This window comes from uncultured Bifidobacterium sp. (assembly GCF_959020155.1).
GTDB lineage: Bacteria > Actinomycetota > Actinomycetes > Actinomycetales > Bifidobacteriaceae > Bifidobacterium.
The window spans coordinates 14,412-31,797 of the sequence record NZ_CAUERC010000008.1; the positions used below are offsets into that span (position 1 = coordinate 14,412).

At 59.5% G+C, this 17,386-nt stretch carries 10 protein-coding genes; 7 read left to right on the forward strand and 3 right to left on the reverse strand.

What is annotated here, in order from left to right; all coding sequences use genetic code 11:
• Positions 1-163 precede the first annotated feature (163 nt).
• Positions 164-859, reverse strand: a complete 696-nt coding sequence (locus tag Q5H31_RS03700) for a hypothetical protein (RefSeq protein ID WP_007058765.1) — start codon at positions 857-859, stop codon at positions 164-166.
• Between the two features lie 60 nt (positions 860-919).
• On the opposite strand from Q5H31_RS03700, the gene Q5H31_RS03705 reads away from it, so the two are divergent.
• Entirely contained in the window at positions 920-1,624 is a 705-nt protein-coding gene (locus Q5H31_RS03705; RefSeq protein WP_007058769.1) for a 1-acyl-sn-glycerol-3-phosphate acyltransferase, read from the forward strand.
• Between the two features lie 51 nt (positions 1,625-1,675).
• Here the strand turns inward: Q5H31_RS03705 and Q5H31_RS03710 are convergent, their stop codons facing one another.
• Positions 1,676-3,949, reverse strand: a complete 2,274-nt coding sequence (locus Q5H31_RS03710) for a protein kinase domain-containing protein (RefSeq protein ID WP_011068042.1) — start codon at positions 3,947-3,949, stop codon at positions 1,676-1,678.
• Between the two features lie 143 nt (positions 3,950-4,092).
• Entirely contained in the window at positions 4,093-5,175 is a 1,083-nt protein-coding gene (locus Q5H31_RS03715) for a polyprenyl synthetase family protein (protein WP_007058720.1), read from the reverse strand.
• A gap of 206 nt (positions 5,176-5,381) precedes the next feature.
• Here Q5H31_RS03715 and Q5H31_RS03720 point away from each other — a divergent pair, with 206 nt between their 5' ends.
• The 6 genes from Q5H31_RS03720 (at position 5,382) to Q5H31_RS03745 (ending at position 17,376) form a co-directional block, all read left to right on the forward strand.
• Complete coding sequence (locus Q5H31_RS03720) at positions 5,382-6,044, forward strand: DUF4192 family protein (RefSeq protein WP_007052659.1); 663 nt, start codon at positions 5,382-5,384, stop codon at positions 6,042-6,044.
• 202 nt (positions 6,045-6,246) lie between these two features.
• The gene (locus Q5H31_RS03725; protein ID WP_007055162.1) at positions 6,247-7,671 is read left to right on the forward strand and encodes an RNA polymerase sigma factor; all 1,425 of its coding nucleotides are present in this window, start codon (positions 6,247-6,249) and stop codon (positions 7,669-7,671) included.
• 57 nt (positions 7,672-7,728) lie between these two features.
• Positions 7,729-10,005, forward strand: coding sequence for a type IIA DNA topoisomerase subunit B (locus Q5H31_RS03730; protein ID WP_302457515.1), 2,277 nt, complete (start codon positions 7,729-7,731; stop codon positions 10,003-10,005).
• Positions 10,006-10,364: 359 nt separating this feature from the next.
• The gene (locus Q5H31_RS03735; RefSeq protein WP_007056778.1) at positions 10,365-11,591 is read left to right on the forward strand and encodes a sugar MFS transporter; all 1,227 of its coding nucleotides are present in this window, start codon (positions 10,365-10,367) and stop codon (positions 11,589-11,591) included.
• Positions 11,592-11,634: 43 nt separating this feature from the next.
• Entirely contained in the window at positions 11,635-12,627 is a 993-nt protein-coding gene (locus tag Q5H31_RS03740; RefSeq protein ID WP_007056771.1) for a ribokinase, read from the forward strand.
• Positions 12,628-12,642: 15 nt separating this feature from the next.
• Positions 12,643-17,376 carry a DEAD/DEAH box helicase gene (locus Q5H31_RS03745; RefSeq protein ID WP_302457516.1) on the forward strand — a complete coding sequence of 1,578 codons (4,734 nt, stop codon included), beginning with the start codon at positions 12,643-12,645 and terminating at the stop codon, positions 17,374-17,376.
• Positions 17,377-17,386: the final 10 nt, after the last annotated feature.

Genomic DNA, 17,386 nt, shown 5'->3' on the forward strand with positions numbered 1-17,386 from the left:
CAATTCGTGACCTATCTTGGCTCGGCCGCAATTACGGACGAGCCACGCCTGTGATACATTGGTTCGCTATCGCTCACACCTCGCCTACAAACAGCCCACTGGGCTGTTTACTTAACGGCTCGGCCTCAGAGAGGGGAGCCAAGGACTACACAACCTACGCGAACTACACCCTCGCGCCGTCGTCGTAATAGCCACCCTGATCACCGGGGCGGTCTTTGCGGTTGAGGATTTTGGCCACCAATCCGCCCAGACCCAAAATGACGCCCAGCCCGAAGAGAATATTGAGCAGCGCGCCTAAGAGAGGAATCGCGTTCAATCCGGGAACGAATATCATCACCGTTTCGCCTGCGAGACCGATGATGAGCAACGCCGTCAGCAGTACCGTAGATGCTTTGACCGGACCAAGATCAGGGTTCGGGGGAGTGAAGCCGCCATCATCATAGGCGTCCATCACATTATCGGTATCCAGCCAGCTGGAGCCGGTGAAATCACGGGGGCCTGACTGCTTGCCTTTTTTGCCGCCACGGCTCGGGCGAGCATCATCGGTGAACGAGCCGATATCCAAGTCATCTACGGAAAGCAGTGCTTCCTTCTCGCGTTTCTTGGCCTGCTTCTCGAACTTTTTGGCCTGCCTGGAGGAAGCCACGTCATGCAAGTCGGCCTGATGCTCGGCTTCGAACGCGGCCCACGCCGCATCCAAATCGTTCATGTCATGCGATTGCGGTGTATCGGCACCATTCGTGGCCGGTCCGGCGGCACCGGGAGTCGACGACTTGGACGAAGTATCGGAATCCTGTCCGTTGCCCGGCGTGGGGGTTGGCCGCTCTCCGTCGGCATTGCTATTCTGGTTCTCAGTCATAACTGTCACTCTAATCAGGCGACCGGCCAATGGCTAGTTCGTCTGCGGGAGGAATGCCAAGTGCTCTACTGGTTCTTCGTCAAAGGTCTCGGCCCTATTGCTCATCATCGTTTGAGCCCTGCTGTCAGCGGACTGAATAACGTGCCTCGAGAGGGTGGCGCGATTATCGCAGCCAACCATCTGGCGGTGATTGACGATGCTTTGATTCCGATTACCTGCCCGCGCATGGTGCACTTCATGGGCAAAGCCGAATACTTCGAGGGCAAGGGATTGAAGGGCAAGTTCAAGAAGTGGTGGTTCACGTCCGTGGGCGTGTTCCCGGTTGATCGTTCCGGTGGCAGCAAGTCGCTTGGCGCACTCGAGCATGCACGCGAGATTATCGAGGATGGGCACCTGTTCGGTATCCACATTGAAGGCACGCGCAGCCCAGACGGTCGACTGTACAAGGGACACACCGGTGCCGCACGACTTGCGCTCGAGACCGGTTGCCCGATTGTTCCGACCGCCATCATCGGCTCGGACAAGCTGCAGCCGATTGGCACGTCGATTCCCAAGAAGGGCAAGACCAAGGTGTTGTATGGCAAGCCGATTGAGGTTGCGAAGAAGCCGGCTGATGAAATTACACATGATGATTTGCGTTCGCTGACCGATCGTGTTTCCACCGCAATCCAGAAAATGAGCGGTCAGGAATTCGTGAACGAATACGCCCAGAAGGTCAAGGCCGAGCTCAAGGCCCAGCAGGCCGCTGAAGAAGCCGAAAAGTAATTAACAAATGAGGCTCCCTCGTCTGAAGACAGAGGGAGCCTCATTCAAATCTCACACGATGGTGAGGGTGATGACGGTGGGGTTGCCGTTGGCGTCGCGCAAGCGAATCTTGCCGCCGTTGGAGAGGTCCGTATCGCCGCTTTTCACGGTACGTACCGTGCCGAACAGGCCACCGAGCACCTTGTCGGTTTTCACCTCGAACCCGAGACCTTCAAGTGTCTTGGTTACGGCGCTTTCCTGTTTGCCGACAAGGCCGGACGGTATCGTCGCCATCTCCGGACCCTTGGAAATCACCACGTCCACGCTATCGCCCCACTTCAGCTGGGCTCCGGCTTCCTGAGACGCGGAAATGACTTGACCGGCCTCGACCTTGTCATCGTACTGTTCGGTGACATTGGCCGTGAGCTTCAACTCGCCGAGCGCGGCTTGCATCTCATCCTGGGTCTTACCGACGATGTTAGGCATGGTCACCGGCATCGGTCCCTTGCTCAAAGTAACCGTCACCTCATCGTTGTGCTTGGCCGTGGTACCGGGATCAGGGGAGATCGTCAATGCCACACCCTGCGGCGTGTCCATCGAATACTCATCCTTCGACTCGTCATGCTTGACATTATCGAAGCCGGCCTTCTTGAGCGCGTTCAACGGGTCCTTGCCATTGGCCGAATTCGCGTCGAGAATATCCTTCGGGATGGTGGTCATCCGCACGCCCTTGGACACCACCACCGTAAGCTCCTGATTGGCTCGCTTGCTTATGCGGCTGTTCACAACGGCCTTGGTCTTGTTCACGGAAGAAGAGATGATCTTGCCTTCCGCCACGTCGTCGCTGTATTCCTTGTGCGTCTTGTAGGGGATGCCGAGAGCCTTCAACGTGCTCTCATACGTGGCCCAATCCGCGCCGGCCAACGAGCATTCGGTGCTTGCATTCGCATCGCAGGTCACGTCATCCGGCTTGGGCACACTCCAATAGCTGCCCGGTCCGGCAAACCACCACCAGCCGGCGGTTCCGCCGATTGCAGCCAGTACCAGCACGATCACCAGTACGATGATGAGCGGTTTTTTGCTGCGCTGCTTCTTTGGCCCGGTGCCGTTGGAAGCGACGTCCGGCTCATCGGAAAAGGCAAGCGCTCGGGTGAAGGCATCGCCGGCCTGAGGCAGCACTTGTGTCTCGCTGCCGGACTGTGCCATGATTTGCGTCTTATGGGGAGCCGAAGCATCGGCTGGCGTCGACGAATCAAGTGCCGTGGTGGGGGCGACCGGAGGAGCCGGAGGATTGACGTCTGCGGCGCCACCGGTATCGACGGTATTGCTTGCGACATCATCGGCCAAAAACGCTGGTACGGACGGCTTGAACGTTGCTGCACCGGCAGGTACGCCGGTCAGCGGGGCCTGCTCGGCGATATTGCCTACCAGCGCTGCAGCGGTGGCATCGGTATGATCACCTCCGATGGGTTCGGCATGCAAACGGTATTGCCACGCCTCCAGCGGCAATTTGGCGGCCAACTGGCTCAATTCCTCAGCTGCTGCCGCGCCATCGGTGGGGCGGGCATCCACCTGACGCGCGGTCAGATGGGCGATGAACGCCGCCACGGACGGATCAATGCCCTGACAGACCGTGGCCACGGACGGCACGTCCTCATGAACATGCTTGAAAACAAGCGTCACCGGATTATCCGAATCGAACGGCACCTTGCCGGTCAGCATCTCCCATGCCATGATGCCCACCGAATACAGGTCGCCTTGCGCGGTGGCCTGATTGTTCTCGATCATTTCGGGAGCCAGATAAGCGGCGGTGCCCAATAGCATGCCGGTGGAGCTCAATGTGGCCTGGCTGGCGGCCTTGGCCAGACCGAAATCAGTGATCTGCACATGGCCGCGATCATTGATCAAAATGTTCTCGGGCTTGATGTCACGGTGAACCACGCCGGCGCGATGTGCGGAAGCCAGACCATCCAGCGTCTCCGCGACCACGCGCAGCGTCTCACGTACGGAGAATGTGCCTTGGGCGTTCATCTCATGCCGCAGATTGACGCCATGCACATATTCCATGACCAGAAAATCAAGTCCATTGAACTCGCCGGTGTCATACACCTGAACGATGTGCGGGTTGGCGATGGACGCGGCCGAATTGGCCTCGCGGCGGAACCGTTCGACGAACTGCTCCCGATGCGGGCCTTTGGCGAGTTGTGTGTGCATGACCTTAATCGCCACGGTGCGCCCCAGACGCTCATCGATGGCCTCATACACGGTGGCCATACCACCCTCGGCGATATTGCGCACGATGCGGTAGCGTCCCTCAATCATCTGTGCGGGCTCGTTCTCACTCATGTTGTATCGTACGGTTCCTTTAATCACGACTAAACATGTTCAGTGTACATGGCCCCGGTTACGCGGCCGGAGCATCAGCGCATAGCTTTCACGGGTTTTCACCGGTGTTCATGGTCTCATGGTCCGGCGGCTCGCATTGTGAACTATCGCAAGGATTCGGGGACGAATCGCGCACAAGCCTCGGTCAGACGGCGTTGCGCTTCGGAATTCAGCTCAAGACCGGCAATCGCCTTACGGGACTCACCCCATAGGGCAGCGATGCGCTCGCGGGATCGATCAAGAGCACCGGTCGACGTGAACAGTTCAATGGTGCGGGCCACCTGGTTGTCATTGCGACAATCTTCTTCGAAGATGGCAATCAGATCGGCCTTATCCGCCGTATCTGCCGCAGACAGAGCATCAGCCAACAGCACTGTGCGTTTGCCTTCTCGGATGTCTCCGCCAACTGGTTTTCCGGTATTGCGGCTTGATCCGACGACATCCAACAGGTCATCCGCCAGTTGGAACGCCAGTCCGAGCGGCCGGCCGACGGCCAACGCGCAATGCCTGGCCTGATCCGGGCTCTCTCCTGCGGCCAGCAGTGCAAGCAGCAGTGGAGCGATGGTGGTGTAACTGGCTGTCTTCCAGCGGAATACGTTCAATGAGGCGTTCGCCAGAGCTTCGGGATTGGACAGTGGGGTCATCTCGACGGCCAAGTCCAGTACCTGGCCGATTTCCACCTCGCGTTGCATGGTAAGAAACGCCTCGTTCAGGGCATCGGTGTTGGGAAGACGGCTGGCGGACCGGCGTGTGATTTCAATGCAGGCGGTGGCCAGAATGTCGCCGAGCATCAGGCCCAAGCCACGGCCTATGGCACCGCTGTGTACGGCCTGTTCCAAGGCACGATGTGCGGAAGGCCTGCCCCGGCGCAGATCGGATTCGTCGATGATGTCGTCATGCACCAGTGCGGCCGTCTGAAACACTTCAATGGCGCAGGCCAGGTCGATCATGGCGTCACGCCGATCAGGCGTCACGTCGCCGGCAAGAATATCGAAGGCGTCCAACGCGAGCAGCGCACGCAGTCGTTTGCCTCCTTGGCTGGAGGAGGCGGCTTGGTCCACAACCTGTTCCATCACCGGTTTCAGGGCGTCGGCAACCTCGTCGGTGGCGGGGGCGGCAGTCAGTTCCCGCACCAACTGAATGATGCGTGGCTCGATGATTTCGCGGTTGTTAGCAGTTGTGCACATGCCTAATAACTTATCCACAGGGTTTGAAGAACACAAGAACGTTGGGAATCAAGGGTTTTGAAGCTAGAACCACAATGGTCGTTTTTTCCTGCGTCATACGGCGTTTTCAGCCATAGTGGGCACACACCCCCTCGGCGCATGAGCTATCCGGCTCGGCGCGCACCACAACACCAATAGATTGCACACCATTAGTCAAGGAGGACATGATGAACAACAACACGCCGCACAAGCCGCGTAAGAGCCGACACGCCAAACGGCACGCCGCCGAGCAGACGGAGCCCTTTGGCTTTGACGAGTTGGAGACGAGATCACAGGAATTTCGCAATGATCGACGACTTCGAGGCGCGCAACAGGCTAATGCCGACTGGGTGGCCGAACCATTGGACGAATGGCTGTCTTGTCTTGATGCCGGGAACACCGACCTAGGCCGAGAGACGATGGCCGCGTTTGCGGTGGGCATGCGTGAGACCTTATCGATTCGTGATGCGCTGATTCTCTCGTTGGTTATTGATGAAAGCCGTTGCCCCAAGTCATGGCTTATGGAATTCGCGGCGCGACCGCATCTGGCGCGTACGAGAACACGAATGGGCGAGCTGCTGACTTGCGCATTCGAGGATGAAGGCATGATGCCGGATAAGGAGCGTTGCCATGCCGGCATCGGTATGTTGCTCGATATCGCCGAAGCCTCACCGGTGCCGTACTGCATACAGCCATTGGCCGTAATCGCCTACACCTTATGGTGGCTGGGCGATCCGCGAGCAATGGTGTTCGCCTTGCGATGCCTGCTGCTCGATGAGGATTGTTCGCTGGCGGCGATGATATTCTCAGCCGCCGATCGAGGCGTGGCACCGGCATGGTGCTCGGGCTGAGTGAACAGAAACGGCGGATTTCCGAGGTTTTACGCGCGATGCGCGGAAGGAAAGCGTGTGGTGATCGGCAACACGTCGGGCAACGATGTGGGAATAATCGTCCGTGGAGGGTGGTTTACTCACATAGTTGACGATTTGCCCTTGCCAGAAGTGGGCCCATGTGGTATATGCACTTCACGGCGAGAGATCAGGAGGAGCAGTTTTGGCCACGAAGGAAACGACGGCAACCAAGCAGACAGCCGAGTCCAGCGAGGAGACCGAGACCAAGAAGAAGGCCAGCTCTACGACCACCGCACGCAAGACTTCCGCCAAGAAGTCCAAGTCCGCAGAGCCCTCGAAAAAGACCACGCGCAAGTCCGCTGCGAAGAAAACCGCGAAGAAGGCCAAGGACGATGAGCTCGTCAAAGACGAGGACACTCAGGTCGATGACGAGCTTGATGACGATGCCGAGGTCAACGACGACGATTTGGACGTTGACGATCTCGACGAGGATCTTGACGACGTTGACGAAGACGATGCCGACGACGAAGACCTCGATGAGGACGATGCCGACGACGATGATGTGGAAGACGACGAGGACGAGGAAGAAGCCAAGTCCAAGGCACCCGAGCAGCCCAAGGAAAAGGGTGCCTACGTGGTCTCCGACACGGATGATGAGGAAGAAAACATCATCCCCTCGGGCAATCCGAAGCGTCGTGTGATTGCGGCCGGCGCAACCGCCGACCCGGTCAAGGACTACCTGAAGCAGATCGGCCGTGTGAGCCTGCTGAATGCCGAGCAGGAAGTCGACCTGTCCGAGCGCATCGAGGCCGGCCTGTACGCCCAGCACCTGCTCGACACCGAAAGCGAAGGCATGGAGTTCAAGCGCAAGCGTGAACTCAAGTGGGCCGCCGCCGACGGCAAGAAGGCTAAGGACCATCTGCTGGAAGCCAACCTACGACTTGTGGTCTCGCTCGCCAAGCGCTACACGGGTCGCGGCATGCTCTTCCTTGATTTGATCCAGGAAGGCAACCTTGGTCTGATTCGTGCCGTCGAGAAGTTCGACTGGAAGAAGGGCTTCAAGTTCTCCACCTACGCCACGTGGTGGATTCGTCAGGCCATCACCCGTGCCATGGCCGATCAGGCCCGCACCATTCGCGTGCCTGTGCACATGGTCGAAGTGATTAACAAGCTGTCCCGTGTACAGCGCCAGATGCTGCAGGATCTGGGGCGTGAACCTACGCCGGACGAGCTGGCCCGCGAGCTGGATATGCCGGTTGAGAAGGTGCAGGAAGTGCAGAAGTACGGCCGCGAGCCGATTTCCCTGCACACCCCGCTTGGCGAGGATGGCGATTCCGAGTTCGGTGACCTCATTGAGGATACCGACGCCATCGCTCCGTCCGACGCCGTGGCCTTCTCCCTGCTGCAGGAACAGTTCAAGCAGGTGCTGGAAACCCTGTCTCCGCGTGAGGCCGGCGTCATCAAGATGCGCTATGGCCTGGAAGACGGCCAGCCGAAGACGCTGGACGACATCGGCCGTGTGTATGGCGTGACCCGTGAACGCATCCGTCAGATCGAGTCCAAGACCATGTCCAAGCTGCGCCACCCATCCCGTTCGCAGACCCTGCGCGACTTCCTGGATCAATGATCATCTGGCTCCCCTCTGTGAGGGGAGCCAAGCATTTGAAGAGAAAAATAGGACTGTATGCCCAAAGAAGAATACGGTGCCAAGGACCTAGCTGTTCTTGAGGGCTTGGATGCGGTACGCAAGCGTCCGGGCATGTACATCGGCACCACCGACTCGCAGGGGCTTATGCACTGCCTGTGGGAGATCATCGACAACTCCGTGGACGAGGCCTTGGCCGGCTTCTGCAACGACATTGTGGTCACCCTGCACACCGACGGTTCCGTGGAAGTCGCGGACAATGGCCGAGGCATCCCGGTGGACAAGGAACCGAAAACCGGCCTGTCCGGCGTGGAGGTCGTACTGACCAAACTGCACGCCGGTGCCAAGTTCGGCAACTCGTCTTATAACGCCGTCGGTGGCCTGCACGGCGTGGGCTCCTCCGTGGTCAATGCCCTGAGCTCCCGACTGGACGTCGAAGTGGATCGTGACGGCAAGACGCACCACATGACCTTCCACCAAGGTCACCCTGGCGTATACACGGATGCCGACCCGGCCAATCCGTCTCCCGATTCCCCGTTCAAGCGCACTCGCAAGAACCGACCCACCGAGCTGGAAATCATCGGCAAGGTATCTCCCAAAACCACTGGTACCCGTATTCGCTACTGGTATGATCCGGAGATCTTCAACAAAACCGCCGAGTTCTCATACGAACAGCTCATCGACCGCGTGCGTCAGACCAGCTTCCTGGTGCCCGGCCTCAAAATCACCATCATCGACGAAAACGTACCGGAAACGGCGGCGACTGACACCGTCAAGGCCACTGATGACGCAACAGTCGAACCTGCGCAAGACCAGGCACCGGCCTTGGATGTCTCGTCCGACGATGCCGAGAGCCCGGCCGAGGAGGACTTCTCACTGACGGCCGGCGACCAGGTCGTTGATGGCGCGTTCGGCGAACAGCCCGCGCACCCGCGCGTCGTGGAATTCCTGCACACAGGCGGCGTCAAGGACTTCGTCGACTTCCTGTCCAAAGGCGAGCCGATCTCCGACATCTGGCGCATCCAAGGCGAGGGCACCTATAAGGAGGAGACCCAGGCCGTGGGTGAGGGCGGCGAACTGCACGCCCAGGAAATCGAACGCACCTGCGGCGTGGACATCGCCCTGCGATGGGTCAACGGCTACGACACCACAATCATGAGCTTCGTGAACATCGTGGAGACGCCCGGCGGCGGTACTCACGTGGACGGTTTCATGAACGCCATCACCAAGCAGATTCGCAAGGCGGTGGAAGACAACGCCCGCAAGCTCAAGGTGAACATGAAGGACTCCGCCATGAAGGTGGAGCGCGACGACATCCAAGCCGGACTCGTGGCCGTGGTCACCGCACGCGTGGCCGAACCTCAGTTCCAAGGCCAGACCAAGGATGTGCTCGGCACCGCGCAGGTCAAGCCGATCGTCACCCGGCTCACCGACAAGCAATTCGGCGAGATGATCACCGGCTCCAAGCGCGGGTACAAGGAACAATCCGGCCGCGTGCTGGAGAAGATCGTCGGCGAAATGCACGCACGCATCCAGTCGCGCAAGGCCAAGGAGGTCACGCGCCGCAAGAACGCGCTCGAATCCGCCTCGATGCCGGCCAAACTCTCCGACTGCCAGCCGGGCAATGACGACGTGGCCGAACTGTTCATCGTCGAGGGTGATTCCGCACTCGGTACCGCCAAGGCCGCCCGCAACGCCGGTTTCCAAGCGCTGCTGCCGATTCGAGGCAAGATTCTGAACGTGCAGAAGGCGTCGATCACGCAGATGCTCTCCAACAAGGAGTGCGCGGCCATCATCCAGGTGGTGGGCGCCGGCTCCGGCCAGAGCTTCGACATCGAACAGTCGCGCTACCACAAGATCATCATGATGACCGATGCCGATGTGGACGGTGCTCATATCCGTATCCTGCTGCTGACGCTGTTCTACCGGTACATGCGGCCGCTTATCGAACACGGCTACGTGTATGCCGCAGTGCCGCCGCTGCACCGCATCGCGTTGACCGGCTCGCACAAGGGCGAATATATCTACACGTATTCCGATGACGAGCTGGCCGGCAAGCTGGCCGACCTCGACAAGAAGCACATCGGATACAACGACGACATCCAGCGATACAAGGGTCTGGGCGAGATGGACGCCGACCAGTTGGCGGACACCACCATGGATCCGCGCACGCGTATGCTGCGCCGCATCCGCATGGAGGACGCCGCCCAGGCATCCGAGATCTTCAGCCTGCTGATGGGCGACGACGTGCCGCCGCGCAAGCAGTTCATCGTCGACAACGCCGACGATTTCGACCGCTCCAAGATCGATACCTGACCGTCCTATCTCAAGCTCCCTCTGATGAGGGGGTGTCAGCGAAGCTGACTGGGGGAGAGGCCTCGGGTGGTAGCGGGCTACTCGTATTTCTCTCCCCTCAGTCCGTCTTTGGCGGACAGCTATTTCGTCAGAGGGTGCTGCGGTATATCATCAGGATTTCATCGAGTGCACCGCCGCCGATTATCTCAAGGACAACTACGACATCATCGGCTTTGACCCGCGCGGCGTAGCCGATTCCACGCCGGTGTACTGCGGGCAAGACTCCAAACTGTGATGTTTGCGTGTTGCTGAAGCGCTATTCGATAGACTGATGACATCGTTATCACAACCGGTGCCGTACTGTGAATGGGAGATGGGACATGGCCAGTCTGTTGCTTGCCGTCATCTATGTGGCGTTTATCAGTCTGGGATTGCCGGATTCGCTACTCGGATCCGCATGGCCCACCATGAGCCAGGATCTGAACGTGCCGGTGGCGTGGGCCGGCGGCATCTCCGCGGTGATTTCCATGTTCACGATCGTCTCGGCGCTGCTTTCGGACCGAATGACATTGAAATTCGGGGCAGGCAAGGTCACCGCCGTTTCGGTGGCGTTGACTGCGGCGGCCTTGGCCGGTTTCTCCGTTACCTCGAATTACTGGGTGCTGTTGGCCATCGCCATACCATACGGCCTTGGCGCGGGCGGAGTGGATGCGGCGCTCAATAACTACGTAGCCATTCACTACGAAAGCCGGCATATGAGCTGGCTGCACTGCATGTGGGGCGTCGGCGCATCGGTCGGCCCCTACATCATGGGCTATGCGCTCTCTCAAGGCCAAGGTTGGCCGTGGGGCTATCGGTACATCGCGATCCTGCAGGTGATGCTGACCGTCATCCTGGTGCTGAGCCTGCCACTGTGGAAGAAACGTGGCGCAATTGCGGTCGGCGAATCGACCGATGACACCGCATCATCTGACGGCAATGCCGAGAGATTTGGCACTGCTGAAGGGGTGTCTGTTGCTGAACGCAAACCGCTCGGCGTGGCCGGCGTGCTCGCCATTCGCGGTGCCAAGGAAATCCTCGTGATGTTCTTCTGCTACTGCGCCGTCGAATCCACGGCGGGCCTGTGGGCCTCCAGCTATATGGTGATGCACAGCGGCATCGACAAGATCACCGCCGCCAGCTGGGCCAGCCTATTCTACGTAGGCATCACCGTGGGCCGTGCGCTTTCCGGCTTCCTGACCATGCGATTCAAGGACCCGGTCATGATTCGCCTCGGCCAAGTGCTGGTGTTCGCCGGCATCCTCACCATGTTCGTGCCATTGCCTCACCACCTTGGCGTGGTCGTTGGGCTGGTGGTCATCGGCTTCGGGTGCGCGCCGATTTATCCGTGCGTCATCCACTCGACGCCGGCCTACTTCGGCGAAGACAAATCGCAGGCCATCGTCGGCGTGCAGATGGCCTGCGCCTATGTGGGCTCACTGCTCATGCCGCCACTGTTCGGCATCATCGCGCAATATGCGACAATCAGTCTCTACCCGTGGTATTTGCTGGTGCTCTTGGTGCTGATGGTGGCCATGCACGAGCGTCTTCGCAAGTTGCGCGGCTGATCATATGCGCATTTGGGCCCGACGCCTACTATGCTTGGAGCCCATGGTGATAAGTGAAGAAGAACATGAACAGATGCCCGAGCCCGTACGGGAACGATTGGAAGCGCTGAAGGATGCGCCGGGCTCGGTAATCGTGGTCGGCTCGATGAACGCCGATTACACCGTAACCACTAAACGACTACCCAAGCCAGGTGAAACCGTCAATGGTGGTGCCATGAAAGTGCTGCCGGGCGGCAAGGGCGCGAATCAGGCGTCTGCCGCCGCTCGTCTCGGTGTCAATGTCCAGTTGCTGGGCGCGGTGGGCGAGGACTCCAACGCGGACTTCCTATTAAGCAAGCTGGATGAGGCCGGCGTCGACACCGCCGATATCCTGCATGTCGAAGGCCCCAGCGGCACCACGGTAATCACCGTGAGCGCTGAGGGCGAGAACACCATCGTCTATTCGCCGGGTTCCAATGCCAAGGCAAGTGCCGGCTATGTGCAATCACATCGCACGACCATCGCCGAATGCGCGGTATTGGGACTGTGTTTGGAGAGCCCGATTGCCACCGTTATCGCCGCCGCGCAGACCGCGCATGACGCTGGCGTGACCGTGCTGCTCAACGACTCGCCATTTATGGACGAGCTGCCTCACGAACTGGTGGAAGCCACGGATATTCTGCTGGTCAACCAGCATGAAGTGGCTCAACTGCTGGGCCTGCCGGATGATGACGTGGAATCACTCGACTGGTATGAGGTCGCCGAACGATTCACCGATTACGGATTCGACCGGGCGATAGTGACGCTTGGTGCGTCGGGATCGGTGGTGATCGAGAACGGACGTTGGCATCGCGTATCCGCCGCGCAAGTCAATGCAGTGGACACCACCGGTTGCGGCGACTCGTTCATGGGGACCGTGCTGGCTGGCTTGGCCGCCGGTCATACGCTGCTGCAATCCGCGCAAATCGGCTCCTACGTCTCCGCCTATGCGGCCACCAAGCTTGGTGCCCAAAGTGCCTACGGTACCGCCGAAGAAGTCATCGCCTACTTCAGCTGACCTATAATCGTACATATGTACGAAAGCCTGAGCCTGTTTTCCGAACCCACCAAGATGTGGTTCGAGCATGCCTTCGGTCAGCCGACCGAGGCACAGGCTCAGGCATGGCCGGCAATCCATTCCGGTCGCAATGTCTTGGTCATCGCCCCTACCGGTTCCGGTAAAACATTGGCCGCGTTTCTCTCAGCCATCGACCGATTGATGACCGTGCCACGCACGCGGCGTGCCGGTGTGCGTGTGCTGTATATCTCGCCGTTAAAGGCGCTCGCGGCCGATGTGGCCAAGAACCTAGAACAGCCTTTGGAGGGCATTGCTGCACAATGCGAGGCGCAAGGGCTGCCCGTGCCGAAGATCGCGGTCGCCACTCGTTCAGGCGACACCACCGCACAGGAGCGGCGACGCATAGCCTCCCATCCACCGGATATCCTCGTTACCACGCCAGAATCGTTGTATTTGTTGCTCACTTCGAAGGCAGGGCGGATTCTCGGCACTGTCGATACGGTGATCGTCGATGAGATTCATGCAGTGGCGGGCACCAAGCGCGGCGCACATTTGGCGGTAAGTCTGGAACGGCTGGAGAACCTTGTCACAGAATCGCGCAAGCGAGATGCAATCGATGCAGATGCTGATGAGGGCGGTGATGCCGCCGTCGATGCTGGCCGTGGCGATCGTCATATGCAGCGCATTGGTCTATCCGCTACGGTGAATCCGCCTGAAAAGGCGGCGCGATTCCTGGGCGGCGGGCAACCGGTTACCATCGTGAATCCCGGTGGGCGGCCTGCAATGGATTTGCGCATGATTGAGCCGTTGGAAAACATGCGTGATTTGCAGTCCGTGAATGCCAAGCAGCGTGTCGGTGGCGTGGATGCTGAACGGTCCGCTCCGCATATCAGTGGTGTCACGCCGGCCATGCAGCGACTTGCTGAACGCAGGGGCATTGTGCCGGTGGATGATAGAGATGTTTCTTCCACTTCTGGGGACGATTCTGATGCGAGTGATGCGTTCGATTCCTCCGCGTTGGTTGGAGCGGCGGGCGACCGTACCTCCGGTTCCATTTGGCCCGTGGTGGAACGCAGTATTTTGGATGAGATTCTCGCGCACCGCACTACATTGGTGTTCGTTAATTCGCGTGGTGTGGCTGAGAAACTCACTGCGCGCTTGAACGATCTGTATGCGCAGACCCGGCATGGCACCAATCCCGACACTGTGCGGGATCTGGGCTCTCCGGAAGGCCGCGAAGGGTTCTCCACGCATTACGATGCTGTGGTCGGCTCCACCACCATGCTTGTCGGCTCACATGAGGGCGATGATGTCATCGCCATGGCTCATCATGGGTCGGTTTCCAAAGACCGTCGCAAAATGATTGAGGAACGGCTTAAACGTGGTGAATTGCGTTGCGTGGTGGCCACCTCCAGTTTGGAGCTCGGCATTGATATGGGCTCGGTCGACTTGGTGATTCAAGTCGATACGCCGTTGTCGGTCTCCTCCGGATTGCAGCGTGTAGGCCGTGCCGATCATCAGGTCGGTGGCGTCTCTCACGCATTGTTCTACCCGCTCACCCGTCAGCAGATTGTCACTGGGGCCGCGAGTCTGGAAGCCATGATTGCCGGCGATATAGAACCATTGGCCGTGCCGCGCAATCCGCTCGATATTCTTGCCCAGCAGACCGTGGCCGCTGCCGCGATGCACGATTTGAACGCTGATGACTGGTATGCCACAGTGCGTCGTGCTGCGCCGTTTGCCGAACTGCCACGTGACATGTTCGATGCGGTAATCGGCATGATGTCCGGCGAATACAACAGCGAGGAATTCTCGGCCTTCCGGCCGCGACTGGTATGGAATCGGGATAATGGCCTGATTTCCGCCCGTCCCGGTTCGCAGAAAGTGGCCGTTACCTCTGGCGGTACGATTCCCGATCGAGGGCTGTACACCGTGGTCCTGCCTGAGGCGGACGCCGGCAAAGGCCAGCGTCGCGTCGGCGAGTTGGATGAGGAGATGGTCTACGAATCGCGCGTGGGCGATGTCATTACGCTCGGCACCTCCACATGGCAGATTCAGGAAATCACCCGTGATCGTGTGGTCGTGACTCCGGCTCCGGGCCGCACCGCCCGCCTGCCGTTCTGGCACGGTGAAGGCGCTGGCCGTGACTACGGTTTCAGCCGTACCATAGCCCGCTTCACCCGAGAAATCGCCGCCGGATTAGACGTGAAGCGGACTGAGGGGAGGTCTGCCGCAGAAGGTCCAGCTGTCCCAACCTTCATCCCAACAATCCTCACCCGTCTCCACCACGATGGCCTAGATGCCAACGCCATCACCAACTTGGCCCGCCTACTCTCCGAGCAACAAGCCGCCACTGGTGCAGTCCCCAGCGACCAAACCCTTATCGTGGAGCGCACACGCGATGAAGACGGCGGATGGCGCATCGTGCTGTTAAGCCCCTTCGGCCGCCGCGTTCACGAACCGTGGTCCATGGCCATCAGCCGCAGACTGCGCCAACGCTACGGTTTCGACGGGCAGGTATATGCCGCCGATGACGGTATCGTCATTCAGCTACCGGACGGTGACGGACATATTCCTGCTCAAGACCTGTTCCTTTTCGACCCAGAAGACCTCAAAGCAGATGTAGAGCGTCAAGTGGGCGAGTCCGTGCTATTTGCCGCACGATTCCGCGAATGCGCCGCCCGATCACTGTTCATGCCGCGATCCGACCCGGGCCGTCGCGTGCCCCTATGGCAGCAGCGACTGCGCGCCGCACAGCTCCTGCAATCCGCACGTATGGCCAAGAACTTTCCGCTGCTGCTGGAAACCGCGCGCGAATGTTTGCAAGACGTATACGACATGCCCGCCCTGAACGAGGTGATGACCGGATTGCAAGCCGGCACCATTACCGTGAAGGACGTGGAAACCGAGTCGCCATCGCCTTTCGCCGAGAACATTCTCTTTGGCTTCGTCGGCGTGGTGATGTACCAGTATGACCAACCTCAGGCCGAGCGTAGCGCGCAACTGCTGTCTCTCGATCCGCACGTGCTCGAACGCTTGCTCGGCACCACCGATATGGCACAAGTGCTCAACCCGGACGTGATTCGCGAAGTCGAACAGGAACTGGGGGAGCACACTTTCTGGAATGAGCTTGCCGACGATGATGTGACTGGTCGCGTGACCCGTTACGCCAAAACCCATGGTCCTTTCACCGCCGATCAGCTCATAGCCGATCTACACCTCGATGCTACGGATGCCGTGCACACTCTGGATGTGCTGGCTGCCAAAGGCGAGTTGCTGCAAGGCCACTTTGTAGATGATGACGAGCAAGGCCAACAGTGGCTCCATAAGGACGTATTCCGCCGTATTCGGTCTCGCTCATTGGCCAAGGCGCGTAAAGCAGTCAAGCCAGTAGAACCAGAGGCGTTCCAGATGTTTCTTATCGACCGACAAGGTATCGGGCCGGTCGGCGGCGAACGATATGAAGGTGCTGACGGGCTCATGCGCGTTATCGAGCAGCTGGAGGGCATATCACTGCCCACTGCACTCTGGGAGTCGGCAGTATTCCCCGCACGAGTACGAGACTACCAACCTGCATTGCTGGATGAGTTGCTGACCAGCGGCGATGTGGTCTGGGTCGGCTCAAAAACCGGGGGAACCAGTGCGATGGACCCCGGTGAGGTTGCTTTCTATCCGGCGGATTCAATTTTGTTCAGCGGTGTGGAACATGGTACGACATCGAACGCCTCAGACGCCACCATGCCGGAAGCGATTCTGACCGCACTGGACTCAGGGGGAGCGTTCCATGCCCGTCAACTGATGGATGCCGCCAAACGTGCGTGGAATGAGACCGCGGAGCCGGACATCAATCCAAACACCGGCGAAATCATTCCGCAAGAGTGGAGCGAACAGCAGTTCAAGGATGCCTTGTGGAGCTTGGTCTGGCAAGGTAAGGTCACCAATTCCAGCTTCGCGCCGGTGCGTGCATTAACCGCAGGCGCAGCAAGCCCGCGTAAATCCACTACATCACGTCGTCGTGGGCGTGTCGCTCCGATTCGCCGAGCCACTACGGATATGACGTTAGGAGGTTTGTGGTCCGCCGTAATCGGGCAAGCTGAAGCCGAAGACACCGACCAGACCGAACGGGCACTCGCACTGGTCGAGACGTTGCTGGACAGGTATGGCGTCATCGCGCAGCCGGTGATTGACAAGGAAAATATCCCGGGTGGCTACTCAGCGTTGTATCCGGTATTGAATCGCATGGAGGAGCATGGTCGACTGGTACGAGGCATGTTCGTCCGTGGTTTCGGCGCGGCCCAATTTGCCGAGCGCGACACCGTGGATGCGTTGCGTCATCCGTCAGAGCATCGCGGCCAGTCCGTGGTGGCATTGAGTGTGCTCGACCCCGCAAATCTCAGTGGCTCCGCCATCGCGTGGCCGGACGCGCCTGCCGGTGCGGGTAAACCGGCACGCCGTATCGGAGCCACGGTCGTGCTCAATGCGCAAGGCGCGCTACTATACGCGGCCGCCAAAGCCAAGCACCTGACAGCGTTCGATCAATCGGTCAGCCATGAAGCCGCTGTCAATGATTCCGACGAACAAATGCGCAAGGCCGCCACAGAACTGGCCTACGCCCTCAAACGCAATGGCACCGGCTCCGTGACATTCAGCGACATCAATGGCGAACCCCTCAACGCCCGTCACCCCTTCGCCCGCATCCTCCACCAGTCCGGCTTCACCCCCGTTCCCCAAGGCATGCGGCTGTACTGATTGAGCCCAG

What these genes read in the sequence shown, in the direction of transcription:
- Q5H31_RS03710 (WP_011068042.1), bottom strand. Translation starts at nt 3,949, where the DNA reads ATGAGTGAGAACGAGCCCGCACAGATGATTGAGGGACGCTACCGCATC.
- Q5H31_RS03720 (WP_007052659.1), top strand. Translation starts at nt 5,382, where the DNA reads ATGAACAACAACACGCCGCACAAGCCGCGTAAGAGCCGACACGCCAAA.
- Q5H31_RS03730 (WP_302457515.1), top strand. Translation starts at nt 7,729, where the DNA reads ATGCCCAAAGAAGAATACGGTGCCAAGGACCTAGCTGTTCTTGAGGGC.
- Q5H31_RS03735 (WP_007056778.1), top strand. Translation starts at nt 10,365, where the DNA reads ATGGCCAGTCTGTTGCTTGCCGTCATCTATGTGGCGTTTATCAGTCTG.
- Q5H31_RS03715 (WP_007058720.1), bottom strand. Translation starts at nt 5,175, where the DNA reads ATGTGCACAACTGCTAACAACCGCGAAATCATCGAGCCACGCATCATT.
- Q5H31_RS03745 (WP_302457516.1), top strand. Translation starts at nt 12,643, where the DNA reads ATGTACGAAAGCCTGAGCCTGTTTTCCGAACCCACCAAGATGTGGTTC.
- Q5H31_RS03700 (WP_007058765.1), bottom strand. Translation starts at nt 859, where the DNA reads ATGACTGAGAACCAGAATAGCAATGCCGACGGAGAGCGGCCAACCCCC.
- Q5H31_RS03740 (WP_007056771.1), top strand. Translation starts at nt 11,635, where the DNA reads ATGGTGATAAGTGAAGAAGAACATGAACAGATGCCCGAGCCCGTACGG.